13 protein-coding genes are annotated in these 12,853 nt (G+C 68.1%); 6 read left to right on the top strand and 7 right to left on the bottom strand.

Annotation, left to right across the window (positions count from 1 at the left end; translation table 11 throughout):
• Positions 1–56 precede the first annotated feature (56 nt).
• Positions 57–1,004 (bottom strand): ribonuclease Z, encoded by a 948-nt coding sequence (rnz, locus tag KUG43_RS03590; RefSeq protein ID WP_216906126.1) that lies wholly within the window; start codon positions 1,002–1,004, stop codon positions 57–59.
• 113 nt (positions 1,005–1,117) lie between these two features.
• Between rnz and KUG43_RS03585 the strand changes: the two genes are divergently transcribed.
• Entirely contained in the window at positions 1,118–2,416 is a 1,299-nt protein-coding gene (locus tag KUG43_RS03585; RefSeq protein WP_353617917.1) for a SpoIID/LytB domain-containing protein, read from the top strand.
• Positions 2,413–3,186 (top strand): glucosamine-6-phosphate deaminase, encoded by a 774-nt coding sequence (locus tag KUG43_RS03580; RefSeq protein WP_216906121.1) that lies wholly within the window; start codon positions 2,413–2,415, stop codon positions 3,184–3,186. Before KUG43_RS03585 ends, KUG43_RS03580 begins: the two co-directional genes overlap by 4 nt.
• On the opposite strand, the gene KUG43_RS03575 is transcribed toward KUG43_RS03580, so the two are convergent.
• Both KUG43_RS03575 and truB read right to left on the bottom strand, forming a co-directional pair.
• On the bottom strand, positions 3,179–3,955 hold the full coding sequence (locus KUG43_RS03575; protein WP_216906118.1) for a YebC/PmpR family DNA-binding transcriptional regulator: 777 nt from the start codon (positions 3,953–3,955) through the stop codon (positions 3,179–3,181). The two genes, KUG43_RS03580 and KUG43_RS03575, sit on opposite strands and share 8 nt — an antisense overlap.
• Before the next feature lie 18 nt (positions 3,956–3,973).
• Positions 3,974–4,897, bottom strand: coding sequence for a tRNA pseudouridine(55) synthase TruB (gene truB / locus KUG43_RS03570; protein WP_216906116.1), 924 nt, complete (start codon positions 4,895–4,897; stop codon positions 3,974–3,976).
• Positions 4,898–4,909: 12 nt separating this feature from the next.
• On the opposite strand from truB, the gene KUG43_RS03565 reads away from it, so the two are divergent.
• Positions 4,910–5,665, top strand: coding sequence for a queuosine precursor transporter (locus tag KUG43_RS03565; RefSeq protein WP_216906113.1), 756 nt, complete (start codon positions 4,910–4,912; stop codon positions 5,663–5,665).
• Here the strand turns inward: KUG43_RS03565 and rpmA are convergent.
• Positions 5,662–5,928 carry a 50S ribosomal protein L27 gene (gene rpmA, locus KUG43_RS03560; RefSeq protein WP_094585604.1) on the bottom strand — a complete coding sequence of 89 codons (267 nt, stop codon included), beginning with the start codon at positions 5,926–5,928 and terminating at the stop codon, positions 5,662–5,664. The genes KUG43_RS03565 and rpmA overlap by 4 nt on opposite strands.
• A 55-nt stretch (positions 5,929–5,983) precedes the next feature.
• On the bottom strand, positions 5,984–6,385 hold the full coding sequence (rplU, locus tag KUG43_RS03555; RefSeq protein WP_216906110.1) for a 50S ribosomal protein L21: 402 nt from the start codon (positions 6,383–6,385) through the stop codon (positions 5,984–5,986).
• Positions 6,386–6,535: 150 nt separating this feature from the next.
• Here rplU and KUG43_RS03550 point away from each other — a divergent pair, with 150 nt between their 5' ends.
• Genes KUG43_RS03550 through kaiC form a run of 3 tightly spaced genes read left to right on the top strand, consistent with a single transcriptional unit; the run spans position 6,536 to position 9,360 of the window.
• The gene (locus KUG43_RS03550) at positions 6,536–7,384 is read left to right on the top strand and encodes a circadian clock protein KaiA (protein ID WP_216906108.1); all 849 of its coding nucleotides are present in this window, start codon (positions 6,536–6,538) and stop codon (positions 7,382–7,384) included.
• 9 nt (positions 7,385–7,393) lie between these two features.
• Entirely contained in the window at positions 7,394–7,756 is a 363-nt protein-coding gene (gene kaiB, locus KUG43_RS03545) for a circadian clock protein KaiB (RefSeq protein ID WP_216906106.1), read from the top strand.
• Between the two features lie 59 nt (positions 7,757–7,815).
• Positions 7,816–9,360 carry a circadian clock protein KaiC gene (gene kaiC, locus KUG43_RS03540; RefSeq protein WP_216906103.1) on the top strand — a complete coding sequence of 515 codons (1,545 nt, stop codon included), beginning with the start codon at positions 7,816–7,818 and terminating at the stop codon, positions 9,358–9,360.
• Positions 9,361–9,378: 18 nt separating this feature from the next.
• On the opposite strand, the gene KUG43_RS03535 is transcribed toward kaiC, so the two are convergent.
• A complete protein-coding gene (locus KUG43_RS03535; RefSeq protein WP_216906101.1) occupies positions 9,379–11,433 on the bottom strand; it encodes a HAMP domain-containing sensor histidine kinase in 2,055 nt (684 codons plus the stop codon).
• Entirely contained in the window at positions 11,430–12,788 is a 1,359-nt protein-coding gene (gene purD / locus KUG43_RS03530; protein ID WP_216906099.1) for a phosphoribosylamine--glycine ligase, read from the bottom strand. Before purD ends, KUG43_RS03535 begins: the two co-directional genes overlap by 4 nt.
• Positions 12,789–12,853 lie beyond the last annotated feature (65 nt).

Genomic DNA, 12,853 nt, shown 5'->3' with positions numbered 1-12,853 from the left:
CCTTGTATCACGGGCAACGGGTCCCCCGCAGCGGAATCACGCGAACTGTTGCAGGCTCAGCCCGCCTCCCCCACCTCAAGGCTGAGGAAGTCCCTGGCCACGAGCGTCTCAGGGAAGATGGCCCGCGCTTCGGCCACCAGGTCATCGGGGGTCATGGGATTGCCGGCCACGTAGCGGGGACTCAGGTGGGTCAGCACCAGCCGCTTCACCCCCGCCTCCAGGGCGGTCTGGGCGGCCATGGTGCTGGTGGAGTGCTGGCGGGCGATGGCCAGGTCCGCCTCGCCGTGGGAAAAGGTGGATTCGTGGATCAGCAGGTCGGCGCCCTGGGCCAGGGCCACCGCGGCCTCGCTGAACACCGTGTCGGTGCAGTACACGACGCTGCGGCCAGGCCGCGGCGGCCCGCACAGGGCCTCTCCCCGAATCACCCGGCCGTCGTCGAGGGTGACGCTGCGACCGGCCTTGAGCTCCCCATAGACCGGCCCGGGGGGAACGCCCAGGGCCCTGGCCCGCTCCACGTCGAAGCGGCCCGGCCGCGGCTTCTGATCCACCCGGTAGGCATAGGCCGGCACCCGGTGGGTGAGCGCCGTGCAGCGCACCGTGATGTCGTCGTCATCCAGCACCAGGCTGCCCCGGGCAGCGGCCTCCTTGACACGGTGGGTGCGCAGGGGATAGCCGATGCGGGTGGAGGAGGTGCGCATCACCCCCTCCAGGTAATCGCGCAGCGGATCCGGACCGTAGAGATCGATCCCGCCACAGCTGCCGGCCAGACCCAGGCTGGCCAGCAGCCCCGGCAGACCGAAAACGTGGTCGCCGTGCATGTGGGTGACGAAGATCCGGCGCAGCTGCGACACCCGCAGCTCACTGCGCAGGAACTGGTGCTGGGTGCCCTCGCCGCAATCGAACAGCCAGAGCTCCGCCCGCTGGGGCAGACGCAGGGCGACGGCGGAGACGTTGCGGGCGCGGGTGGGAACGCCAGAGCTGGTTCCCAGGAAAGTGACCTGCACATCCGGGAGGCCTCAGCAGGCATGCTGCCACGCCGCCAGCCGGTGTGGTGGCCGGCGCCATGGCCAACCCCGGTAGCGCCGTCCAGAATGACCCGTTGTCGCTCGCGCCCCCCGTGTCCTTGCTCCGCTTCGGATGGCGCGCCGGCCTGCCCCTGGCGCTGCTCCCAGCCGCCGTGGCGGCGCCGATACCCATCGAGGCCAGGGCGCCGGCCCCTGTGGTGCGGGTGCTGCTGCAGGAAGCCCCCAGCCTGGAGCTGGAGGCCGGCAGCGCCGCCCTGCGCCTGGGCGATGGGGCGGGACGCACCCTGCTGGAGTTGGCCCCGGGGGACCGGCTGCAGTTGGTCCGCAGCGGCGCGGCCCTGGAGGCAAGGCTTCAGGGATCGGCCGGCAGCCCACGGCGGTTGTCGTTGCCATCGGGTCAGGCCTGGATCGAACCCTCCCAGTCCCAGGCCGGCGGCCGCGAGGCCATGCTGACCCTGCAGCAGCGCCGCTACCGCGGCCGGCTGCTGGTGCGCAGCGAGGGCGATCGTCTGCAGGCGATCAACCTGATCGATGTCGAGAGCTACCTGCCCAGCGTGGTGGGCAGCGAGATGCCTGCCAGCTGGCCGCTCGCGGCCCTGCGGGCCCAGGCGGTGGCGGCCCGCACCTATGCCCTGCGCCAGCGCCGACCGGCGGCCCCCTTCGACCTCAAGGCCACGGTGGCCAGCCAGGTCTACAAGGGGGTCGAGAGCGAAACCGACTCCACCCGTGAGGCGGTGCGCAGCACCCGTTCCCAGGTGCTGGTGCACGGTTCCGCCCTGATCAACGCGGTCTTCCACAGCAGCAGTGGTGGCCTGACCGAAAACAGCGGCGAGATCTGGCGCCAGCAGCTCCCCTACCTGGTGAGCGTGCCCGATTTCGACCAGGCCAGCCCGGTCCACGCCTGGCAGCTGCGCATCGAGCCCGACAGGCTGGCCAGGGCCTTCCGGGAAATCGATGGGGCCTTCCGCATCGAGGTGCTTTCCACCACCAGCTCCGGCCGCATCCGCCAGGCCCGGGTGACGGGACCTGGCGGCACGCTGCTGCTCACGGGCGCCGAACTGCGGCAGCGGCTGGGCCTGCGCAGCACCCTGGCCCGCTTCGACTTCGAGGCCCCCAGGTCCGCCCCCTTCCCACCCCCGCTGCCCTCCCTGCAGGGGATGTTCACCCCCGAGGGGATCCGCTCCCTGGCCTCCGGCCTGGTCCAGGCCCCCTGGCAGAGTCCCCGGCCACCGGCGGCGCCAACGCTGCTGGTCAGCGGCCGCGGCTACGGCCATGGGGTGGGCATGAGCCAGTGGGGCGCCTACGGGCTGGCCCTGCGCGGCGAGGATTACCGCCAGATCCTGAAGCACTACTACCAGGGGGCCCGGATCCTCCCCTACACCTCCCTTTGAGGCACGGCTCCCCCTCCACCACCAGCCCCGCCATCACCCCCGTGGTTCTGACCGATGCGGCGGCGGTGGCCGAACGGGTGGCGGCCCTGCTGCTGGCGGATCGGCTGCACCCACAGCGGCCCCTCGGTCTGGCGACCGGACGCACCATGGAGCCCGTCTATGGGGCCCTGGCCCGCCGGATGGCTCGGCTGGACGCCCCCTTGGCGGCCAGGGTGCGCGACAGCTGGTGCAGCTTCAACCTGGACGAGTACGTGGGGCTGGCGCCGCAGGATCCCACCTCCTTCGCCGCCACCATGGCCCGCCAGCTGGTGGCGCCCCTCGGCCTGGACCCCGAGCGGGTGCGCCTCCCCGATGGGCAGGCCGCCGATCCGGCAGAGGAAGCCCGTCGTTATGGCGCCGCCGTGAGCGCGGCCGGTGGCATCGGCCTGCAACTGCTGGGCCTCGGCCTCAACGGCCACGTGGGCTTCAACGAACCCCCCTCGGACCCTGCGGTGGCCTGTCGCTGTGTGGTGCTCAGCGGCCACACCCGGCGCCAGAACGCCGGCGGCTTCGGCGGCGACCCCGGTGCCGTCCCCCGGCAGGCCATCACCCTGGGACTGGCCGAAATCCTCTCGGCCCGCCGGGTGCTGCTGGTGGTCACCGGGGCCGAGAAGGCGGCCATCCTGCGCCGCACCCTGGAGGAGCCCCCTTCCGCAGAGCTGCCCGCCAGCTGGCTGCAGCACCATCCCGCCCTCACCGTGATCGCCGACGCCGACGCCATGCTCAGCTGAGCAGGACCGCTTCCATCAGGGCCTCGTCCGCTTCGAGATTGGTGGTGACGCTGCGCACGTCGTCGAGATCTTCGAGCACATCCAGCATGCGCAGACAGGCGGCCAGCACGCCCCCATCCTCAAGGCGGCAGGGCAGCGAGGCGATCCAACGGTGCTCCCAGCCCGCCAACGGCAGACCCAGATGTCTCAGTCCGTCCTGGAGGACTTCCAGGTCGGCAAAGGCCCCGAACACATCAACCCCGTCCGCGTCGATGGCGTAGCCCGCCGCCGCCGTTCCGTCCCGCTCCTCCAGGGCCAGCAGGCGCTCGAGCAGGCTCTCCTCGTCGGCGTCGGGCAGGGCCAGCCGCACCACGGCCCGCTGCTCGAACAGATAGCTGACGCAGCCGGTCTCGCCGAGATTGCCGCCATGCTTACCAAAGGCCAGCCGCAGGTCGGCGGCGGTGCGGTTGCGATTGTCGGTGAGGGCCTCCACCAGCACGGCCACGCCGCCGGCTCCATAGCCCTCGTAGCGCACCGCCTCAAACAGGTCGGCGCCAGCACCTCCCTGGCCGCTGCCCTTGGCCACGGCCCGGTCGATGTTGGCGTTGGGCAGCCCCGCCACCTTGGCCTTCTCGATGGCGGTGCGGAGCTGGAAGTTACCGGCGGGGTCGGCACCACCGCGGGCCGCCACGGTGATCTCCCGCCCCAACCGGGTGAACAGGGCCCCCCGTTTCGCATCCACCACCGCCTTGGTGCGTTTGATCTGGGCCCATTTGCTGTGGCCGGCCATCGCGATCTGGGGAGAGGTTCAACCGGTGGCGTCGAACACCAGCCGGGGCAGGAGCAGACCCTTGCCGTCGGCACGGGCAATGCCCGCCAGACTGCCATCCGGCGTGAGCACGGCGACCGCCCCCTCGGGCAACTGCTCCACCGTACGGGGCAGCGCACGGCCGCAACGCCATGGCGACAGCTGGGCCGGATCGAGACGCTGCCGCGGCAGATCCACCAGCACATCGAGGGGATTCAGCAGGGGGGGCATGGGGCCGCTCGCCAGGCGCTCCATGGAAATGGCCTGGTGCAGGCCGAAACCGAGGGCGGCGGTGCGGCGCAGGCTGGCCAGGGCTCCGCCGCAGCGCAGGGCCTCCCCCAGGTCCCTCGCCAGGGCGCGCACATAGGTGCCGGCGGAACAACGCACCTCCAGGTCCAGGCGGCCGCTGGCGGCATCCCAGCCGAGCAGGTCGAGGCCATGGATCAGCACCGGTCGGGCCGCCAGGGCCAGCTCTTCCCCCGCCCGCACCCGGGCGTAGGCCCGCTGGCCATCGACATGCACGGCGGAGACCTGGGGGGGGACCTGCAGGATCTCCCCGCGGAAGGCAGCCAGGGCCCGCTCCAGCTCCTCGGGGCCGAGGGGTGGCACGGGCAGCTGCTCCAGCACCTCACCCTCGAGGTCGTCAGTGCTGGTACGCAGCCCCAGTTGCACCGTGCCGCGGTAGGTCTTGTCGCCGGGGAGATAGGGCAGCAACCGGGTGGCCGGACCCAGGGCGATCGGCAACACGCCAGTGACCGCCGGATCCAGGGTGCCGCCATGGCCCACCCGCCGCAGCCCGGAGGCCCGCCGCACCCGGGCGACGACGTCGTGGGAGGTCAGGCCGGCAGGTTTGTCGAGCACCAGGAAGCCGCAGCCGTGGCGTGACGGGGGCGAAGGCGGCAGCCTGGTGGAACCTTCCTTCATGCCCAGACGCCGATGACCCTGCAGGACCGGCGCGAGGTGGCCTTTCTGGTGCTGGCCGGCATCTTCCTGGGGACCATGGGCATGCTGAACATCCTCGGTCTGACCCGGTTCCTGACCCTGGGCAGCATCGGCTCCTTCCCGATCATCGTGGCGATCGGGGCCCTGCCGTACCCCGTGACCTTTCTGTGCACCGACCTGATCAGCGAGATCTGGGGCGAGCGACGCGCTTCCCAGGTGGTGTGGGTGGGTCTGATGCTCAACGGCTGGATCGTGCTGGTGCTCTGGCTAGGGGGCATCCTGCCGGGTCTGGACGGGTTCGGTGGGGTGGCGGGGCTGCCTCTCGACACCCAGGCCGATGGGGTGCCGGTGTTCTTTGAGGTGCGGCGGCTGGCCTTCGGGGCGGTGGGGGCCTCCATGGCCGCTTACATGGCCGCCCAGTTCACCGACGTGCGCCTGTTCCATTTCTGGAAGCGCTTCAGCAACGGCAAGGCCCTGTGGCTGCGCAACAACGGCTCCACCCTGATCAGTCAGATCGTGGACACCTCGGCAGTGGTGCTGATCAGCCACTACGCCGCCCATGTGCTGCCGATCAGGGCCGGTGAGCCCGTGCTGCCCCAGCTGGGCGTGTTCATCGCCAGCGGCTATGTGTTCAAGCTGGTGGCGGCCCTGGCCGACACCCTGCCCTTCTACCTGCTGGTGGGCTTGCTGAGGAGATATCTGGAGGTGCCGGGGGACGGCACCGAACTGAGCGAGGTGCCCCTGACCTAGGCGGCCACGGCGATGTTGATGCGCTTGCGGTTGCGCAGGCCACGCTTGATCGATTCGAAGCTGACCACGCCATCCACCAGGGCGAACAGGGTGTCATCAGAACCGCGACCAACGTTGACGCCGGGAATCACGGAGGTGCCGCGCTGACGGATCAGGATCGAACCGGCGCTGACGGTTTCACCGCCGTAGCGCTTGACGCCGAGGCGCTTGGAGTTCGAGTCGCGGCCGTTACGGGTGGAACCTGTGCCTTTCTTGTGGGCCATGGGGAAAGCGAGGGGTGGAAGGGGGAAATGAGAACGGAACGCCGGGGGAACCCGATCAGACGATCGCCTTGCCGCCCACCTTGATGGACTGAACCATCACACGAGTGAGTTCCTGGCGGTGACCGTTCTTGCGGCGGGTCTTCTTCTTGGGACGCATCTTGTAAACGATGATCTTCTGGCCGCGGCGATGGGCCATCACCTTGAGTTCCACGGTGGCGCCGGCCACGTAGGGCTGGCCCAGGGTGGTGCCGGACGCGTCCTTCACCAGAAGCACGTTCTCCAGGGTGACGGTGCTGTCGACGTCGGCGCTGAGGCGGTCAAGGTCGACGTAGCGATCCGTCTGCAGCCAGAACTGCTGACCGGAGGCTTCGACGATGGCGTAGGCACCGGTGGTATCCGTCGTCGCGGCTCCTGTCGCGGCGGCGCTGGGGAGGTCCTGCTGGGGGGCTTGGGTCATCACGTCAAGGGGCGTGGCCAGGCTGGCGGCAGGGAGCCGCCATTGGGCCTGGGCGCACGGAATCGAAAGACAGAACTAAGATCCTCCCGTCCGGGACCTCCTTCCGTCAAGAATCAGCTCGACCAGGGGGCGTCCCCGCCGCAGCGGTCGATGCCCCAACCCGTCCTCAACATTCTCACCCTCATCCAGACCCCTGCCCTGGCCGAGGCCTGCGCCCAGTGGCTCAAGGGCGGGCGCTACCAGTTGGTGGCTCTCGACCCCACCACCGACCCCCTCGCCCAGCTGGAGCAGCGCTGCGAGGACGTCGACGGACTTTTGCTCGAGGAGGGTGCCGTGGAGGAAAGCTTTTTCGGGACCATGCACGAACGGGGGCTCGAGCTGCCAGCCGTGCTGATCGGCCCCGTCAGGGGCGACGTGTTGTTCCATGGGGCGGAAGTCCGCCTGCCCCCCGATCAGTTGGAGCAGCTGAGCTACAGCCTCGATGCGGCCGTTTCCCGGTTTCTGCGCAGCCACACCCCGCCGTCCAGCAGCGAACGACAGGCCACCACCCCCGATGGCTGGAAACTGTCAAACCGGCTGAACGGTCGTCTCGGGTATCTCAGCGTCTACTACAAGCGGGACCCCTCCCGCTTCCTGCGCAACCTGGAAGCCGAGGAGCGCAGGGAGCTGCTCGACTCGCTGCGACGCAGCTATCGGGATCTGCTGATCAGCTACTTCAAGAATCCGGCCGCGGCCAACCAGGCGATCGAAAGCTTCGTTAACACAGCCTTCTTTGCCGATCTGCCGATCACCAAAATGGTCGAGATCCACGTGAATCTGATTGAAGAGTTCTGGAAACAGCTCATGCTGAAAGGACAGAAGAACGATTTCCTGCAGGACTACCGCCTGGCCCTCCTTGACGTCATGGCCCACCTCTGCGAAATGTATCGGCGCTCCATTCCTGCGGACGTGCCGATCGTGCCGGCCCCCATGTCCGAATCGACCAGCCCCTCCGCTTAAGCCACTGCCATGACTTTTCGCAAGACTTACATCCTCAAGCTCTACGTGGCAGGCAACACGCCAAATTCCATGCGGGCCCTGAAAACGCTCCGCAACATCCTCGAGTCCGAGTTCCGTGGGGTCTATGCCCTGAAGGTGATCGACGTCCTCAAGAATCCGCAATTGGCGGAGGAGGACAAGATCCTGGCCACACCCACCCTGGCGAAGATCCTGCCCCCGCCCGTGCGCCGGATCATCGGCGATCTGTCCGACCGGGATCGGGTGTTGATCGGCCTCGATCTCCTTTACGAAGAACTCTCGGACGAGGACTTCAAGCTGGACATCGACGATCTCGAAGCAGGCGGTGAAGCCTCCCCTCCCGAATCCTCCTGAAGCCGTCCTGGCCAGGCCAAAGCATCAGCCACCCAGCCCCCTCCCTTTCCACCCCTTCGATGCCGGATTCCAACGACCACGACCCCAGCGCCAACCGGATGCAGATGCAGAAGCTTCCCACGGGAATCGAAGGCTTCGATGACGTCTGCCATGGCGGTCTGCCGATTGGTCGATCGACCCTGATCAGCGGCACCTCAGGAACCGGGAAAACGGTCTTTTCGTTGAATTTTCTCTGTAACGGGATCCGCCAGTTCAACGAACACGGCATCTTCGTCACGTTCGAGGAATCGCCCCTCGACATCCTTCGCAATGCCTCCAGCTTCGGCTGGAACCTGCAGGAGATGGTGGAGCAGAACAAGCTTTTTGTGCTGGATGCTTCCCCGGATCCCGACGGCCAGGAGGTTTCCGGAAGTTTCGACCTTTCCGGCCTGATCGAACGCATCCACTACGCGATTCGTAAATACAAAGCGAAGCGGGTGGCCATCGACTCCATCACTGCCGTCTTCCAGCAGTACGACGCCATCTCCGTGGTGCGCAGGGAGATCTTCCGGTTGATCGCCCGGCTCAAGGAAATCGGCGTCACCACGGTGATGACCACCGAACGCATCGACGAATACGGGCCCATCGCCCGCTACGGCGTCGAGGAATTCGTCTCCGACAACGTGGTGATTCTGCGCAACGTGCTGGAGGGGGAACGGCGGCGCCGCACGGTGGAGGTGCTCAAGCTCCGTGGCACCACCCACATGAAGGGGGAGTTTCCTTTCACCATGGGCAGCCACGGCATCAGTGTGTTCCCACTGGGGGCGATGCGCCTCACCCAGCGCTCCTCCAATGTGCGCATAAGTTCCGGTGTGCCCCGGCTCGATGAGATGTGCGGCGGGGGGTTCTTCAAGGACTCCGTCATCCTGGCGACCGGTGCCACCGGCACCGGCAAGACCCTGCTGGTCAGCAAGTTCGTCGAGGATGCCTGCCGCAGTAAGGAACGGGCCATCCTGTTTGCCTACGAGGAATCCCGCTCCCAGCTGCTGCGCAACGCCACCAGCTGGGGCATCGATTTTGAGCAGATGGAGCAGGACGGTCTGCTCAAGATCATCTGCGCCTATCCGGAGTCCACCGGCCTGGAGGATCACCTGCAGATCATCAAGACGGAGATCAGCGAGTTCAAGCCGTCCCGGATGGCGATCGATTCCCTTTCCGCCCTCGCCAGGGGCGTCAGCCACAACGCCTTCCGACAGTTCGTGATCGGCGTGACGGGGTATGCGAAGCAGGAGGAGATTGCGGGCTTCTTCACTAACACCTCCGAAGAGTTCATGGGCAGCCACTCGATCACCGACTCCCACATCTCCACCATCACCGACACCATCCTGCTGCTGCAGTATGTGGAGATTCGCGGCGAAATGGCCCGGGCCCTGAACGTGTTCAAGATGCGCGGTTCCTGGCACGACAAGGGCATCCGCGAGTTCGTGATCACGAGCAACGGTCCGGAGATCAAGGATTCCTTCGCCAACTTCGAGCGCATCATCAGCGGTGTTCCCCATCGCATCACCACCGATGAAAGGGCAGACCTCGGGCGCATCATGCGCAGCGTGGACGGGGAGCGCTGATCAGGCAGGTGTGATCCCTCAGGCCAAGGCGGTGCGCCGTTCCTTGTCCATGTCGGCCATGGAGGAAGAGCGCTCCACCTGGACCTGCAATTCATCGCCGTCGGCATCCTCCAGCGGCAGGTCGAACCAGAAGGTGGTGCCCACCCCGGGCTCACTGGCCATGCGGGCCTGGCTGCCGTGTTTCTCGAGAATGCCGCGAGCGATCGAGAGTCCCAGCCCGGTGCCAGCCTCGGTGTGAACGGCGTTTTCCACCCGGAAGAACCGCTCGAAGATCCGCGCCTGGTCGGCTTCGGAGATGCCGCAGCCGGTGTCGGCGATCTCGACCCGCAGCCGCGGCAGGGGGGAGGTGAGCGCACAGGAGGGGTTGTCGCCCGGGCTGGCGCCTGGATCCAGCAGGCAGTGGTCGGGCCAGGGGTAGGCGCGCAGCAGCAGCTGGCCGCCGTCACGGGTGAATTTGAGGGCATTGCCCACCAGGTTGTCGAACACCTGCAGCAGCAGATCCCAGTTGCCACGGACCCGGGGCAGGTGCTGATCGCTGGCGAAGATCAGGGTGACCCCCTTTTCCTCGGCGTTCAGCCGATAGGTGCGCAGGGTCTGCTCGATGGCCGGGGCCAGGTCCATGGGCTCCAGCTGCCAGACCCGGTCGGATTCCAGCCGTGACAGGTCGAGCACGTCGGTGACCAGCCGTGACAGCCGGTCGGTCTCGGCGTTGGCGATGCTCAGGAATTCCTTCTGTTCCTCGGGGCTGAGCAGGTCTCCCATGTCGTGGAGCGTCTCCACGTAGCTCTTGATGTTGCACAGGGGGGTGCGCAGCTCGTGGGAGACATTGCTGATGAAGCGGCTCTGGGCCGCATTCAGCTCCACCTCCCTGGTGAGGTCCTGGATGGTCATGGCGATGCCTTTGAGGCTCTCGCCGCTGGCATCCCGCACCGACTGGAGCACGATGCGCAGGGTGCGGGAGGGATCACCGAAGCTGCAGCGGACTTCGGTGTTGTCCCGCTCGTTCAGGATCAGGCTCTCCAGCGGATCGTGCAGTTCCATCGCCAGCCGGTCGGGCAGTTCGCTGGCCAGCTCGCTGCCCTCCAGATTGCGCCCTTCCCAGCGGAACAGGCGCCGGGCGGTGGGGTTGGCGAGCACGATGTGCCCTTCCGCGTCGAGCAGCACAGCCCCGTCGGCCATGGTGGCGATCAGCGACTGCTGTTTCACCTGGGCGGCGGTGAGTTCCTCGATGTTGGCCGCCTTGTAGACCTCCAGCTGGGAGGCCATGGTGTTGAACCCGTTGAGCAGTTCGCCGAGCTCACCCCCCACAGGCAGGGCGATACGGGTCTCGAAATTGCCGCCGGCGATCGAGCGCACCCCCCGCAGCAGCTCCTTCACCGGCTGGGTGATGGTGAGGGCGTTGAACACCGAGCCCAGGATCACCAGCACCCAGATGGAGATGAACACCGCCACGGTCACTTCACGGGTGAGGGCGGCACTGGCCAGCAGCGTTTCGTTGGGGTTGATGCCCAGGGCCACCACCCCCAGATAGCGGCCGTCGCTCACCATCGGCACGAACACATCGGTGACCTGGCCGTCCGGGGTGAGGTGCTGGCGGATCAGGGGGTTGTCGGGGCGACGCTGGATATCGGCCGGCAGCTCCAGGCGGCGGCTGAGCAACCGCTCACCCATGCCGGTGCTACCGCCCATGGGAATGCCCAGATAGATCACCCCGTCGGAATCGGCGAAGAAGATGTAGCGAAGGCTGCGGCTGGACTGCCAGAAGCGTTCGGCCACCGAGGCCAGTTCGCGGTCGTTGCCCTCGGCCACCAGGGGAGTGACGTTGGCCGAGAGCAGCAGCCCGAGATCGCGGGCAAAGCGGGTGTCGCTCATGCGGGCATCGCGCTGGATGCCATTGAGGGCCAGGAAGGTGATGCCCGTCATCAAGAGGCTCACCACGAGGGGGGCGACCGCCAGCAGCTTGGTCTGGAGGCTGAACTCGGCCCACCAACGCCGCAGGCGCGCCCGCCACAGGTTCAGGGAATCCTCTGGTGCCGGGCTGGTGCGTGTTTGGCCTGGGTCGCTGAGCGTCATGGCCGCACCGGCGGACGCGTCCGCACCTGGTGGCCGATGTCACGGCGGAAGACCATGCCCTCAAAACCCACCCGCCCAAGGCCGGCATAGGCCCGATCGAAGGCCGCATCGAAATCCGCGGCCTGGGCCACGACCGCCAACACCCGCCCGCCGGCCGTGACCACGTGGCCATCCTCGCCGCGGCGGCTGCCGGCATGAAACAGCTGCAGGTCGGGGTCGTCGGTCAGTTCGCCATGGATCGGATCCCCACGACGCACCTCGCCGGGGTAGCCCTCGGCGGCGGCGATCACGCAGGCGCTGCAACGGGGCTCGATCGTCAGGGGCGGGGCCTCCTCCAGACGGCCGGTGGCACAGGCCAGCAGCACCCTGGCCAGCTCAGGGCCAAGCAGGGGCATCAGGGTTTCGCACTCCGGGTCCCCGAAGCGGCAGTTGAACTCGATCACCCGCAGACCGTCCTCGGTGAGCATCAGGCCGGCGAAGATCACGCCGCGGTAGTCGATGCCCCGGGCCCGCAGGGCCGCCAGGATCGGCTCCAAAACCAGCTGGCGCACCTGCTCCAGTCCCGCCCCATCCAGCAGGAGGGCCGGGGCATAGGCCCCCATGCCGCCGGTGTTGGGACCGGTGTCCCCCTCACCGATGCGTTTGTGGTCCTGGGCCGGGGGCAGCAGCACCATGCTGCGGCCGTCGGTGAGGGCGAACACCGACACCTCCGGGCCGTGCAGGCGCTCCTCCAGCACCAGAGAGGGGGCGGCGGCCGGCTCACCAGGCGCGGCGGTCTGGAAGCGGCCGGCGAACACCTCCTCGATGGCGTCGCGGCACTGCTCGAGGCTGTCGGCCACCGTCACGCCCTTGCCGGCCGCCAGCCCATCGGCCTTCACCACCAGGGGGCGGCCGTGCCGCTCCAGGGCCTCCAGGGCCTCCTGGCGGGACGTTGCCGCCCAGTAGCCCGCCGTGGGCACGCCCGCTTCCTGCATCAGGTCCTTGGCCCAGCGCTTGCTGGCCTCCAGCAGGGCCCCGTCCGCCCCGGGGCCGAAGACCGCCAGCCCCTGCGAACGCAAACGATCCGCCAGACCGGCCGCCAGCGGCGCCTCCGGGCCCACCACCACCAGATCGATGGCGCGCTCGCGACAGGCCGCGGCCAAGGCCTCCTGGTCGGATTCGGCGATCGCGAGCTGGACGCAGCCCGCCAGGGCCGCGGTGCCACCGTTGCCAGGGGCCACCAGCACCTGCTCGACCCCCGGACAGCGCGCCAGGGCCCAGCCAAGGGCATTCTCGCGGCCACCACCGCCCACCACCAGGATCCGTGCGGGCACCGGGCCAGCGTCGGCAGCAGCGGTGGGGGTGGGTGAAGCCATGGGCGAACGAGGGGAGCAGGACGGGGGGTGGATCGGGGAGGAGAGCTCCCCTAGGTTGAGCGCCG

Source organism: Synechococcus sp. CCY 0621 (assembly GCF_019038465.1).
Classification (GTDB): Bacteria; Cyanobacteriota; Cyanobacteriia; order PCC-6307; family Cyanobiaceae; genus Cyanobium.
The sequence above is the reverse complement of the archived record's forward strand: the minus strand, read 5'-3'. Positions and strand labels throughout refer to the sequence as shown.

Coding starts and splice junctions, on each gene's coding strand:
- rpmA (WP_094585604.1), bottom strand. CDS start 5,928: ATGGCCCACAAGAAAGGCACAGGTTCCACCCGTAACGGCCGCGACTCG.
- KUG43_RS03565 (WP_216906113.1), top strand. CDS start 4,910: ATGACCCTGCAGGACCGGCGCGAGGTGGCCTTTCTGGTGCTGGCCGGC.
- purD (WP_216906099.1), bottom strand. CDS start 12,788: ATGGCTTCACCCACCCCCACCGCTGCTGCCGACGCTGGCCCGGTGCCC.
- rplU (WP_216906110.1), bottom strand. CDS start 6,385: ATGACCCAAGCCCCCCAGCAGGACCTCCCCAGCGCCGCCGCGACAGGA.
- KUG43_RS03575 (WP_216906118.1), bottom strand. CDS start 3,955: ATGGCCGGCCACAGCAAATGGGCCCAGATCAAACGCACCAAGGCGGTG.
- kaiC (WP_216906103.1), top strand. CDS start 7,816: ATGCCGGATTCCAACGACCACGACCCCAGCGCCAACCGGATGCAGATG.
- KUG43_RS03550 (WP_216906108.1), top strand. CDS start 6,536: ATGCCCCAACCCGTCCTCAACATTCTCACCCTCATCCAGACCCCTGCC.
- KUG43_RS03535 (WP_216906101.1), bottom strand. CDS start 11,433: ATGACGCTCAGCGACCCAGGCCAAACACGCACCAGCCCGGCACCAGAG.
- truB (WP_216906116.1), bottom strand. CDS start 4,897: ATGAAGGAAGGTTCCACCAGGCTGCCGCCTTCGCCCCCGTCACGCCAC.
- kaiB (WP_216906106.1), top strand. CDS start 7,394: ATGACTTTTCGCAAGACTTACATCCTCAAGCTCTACGTGGCAGGCAAC.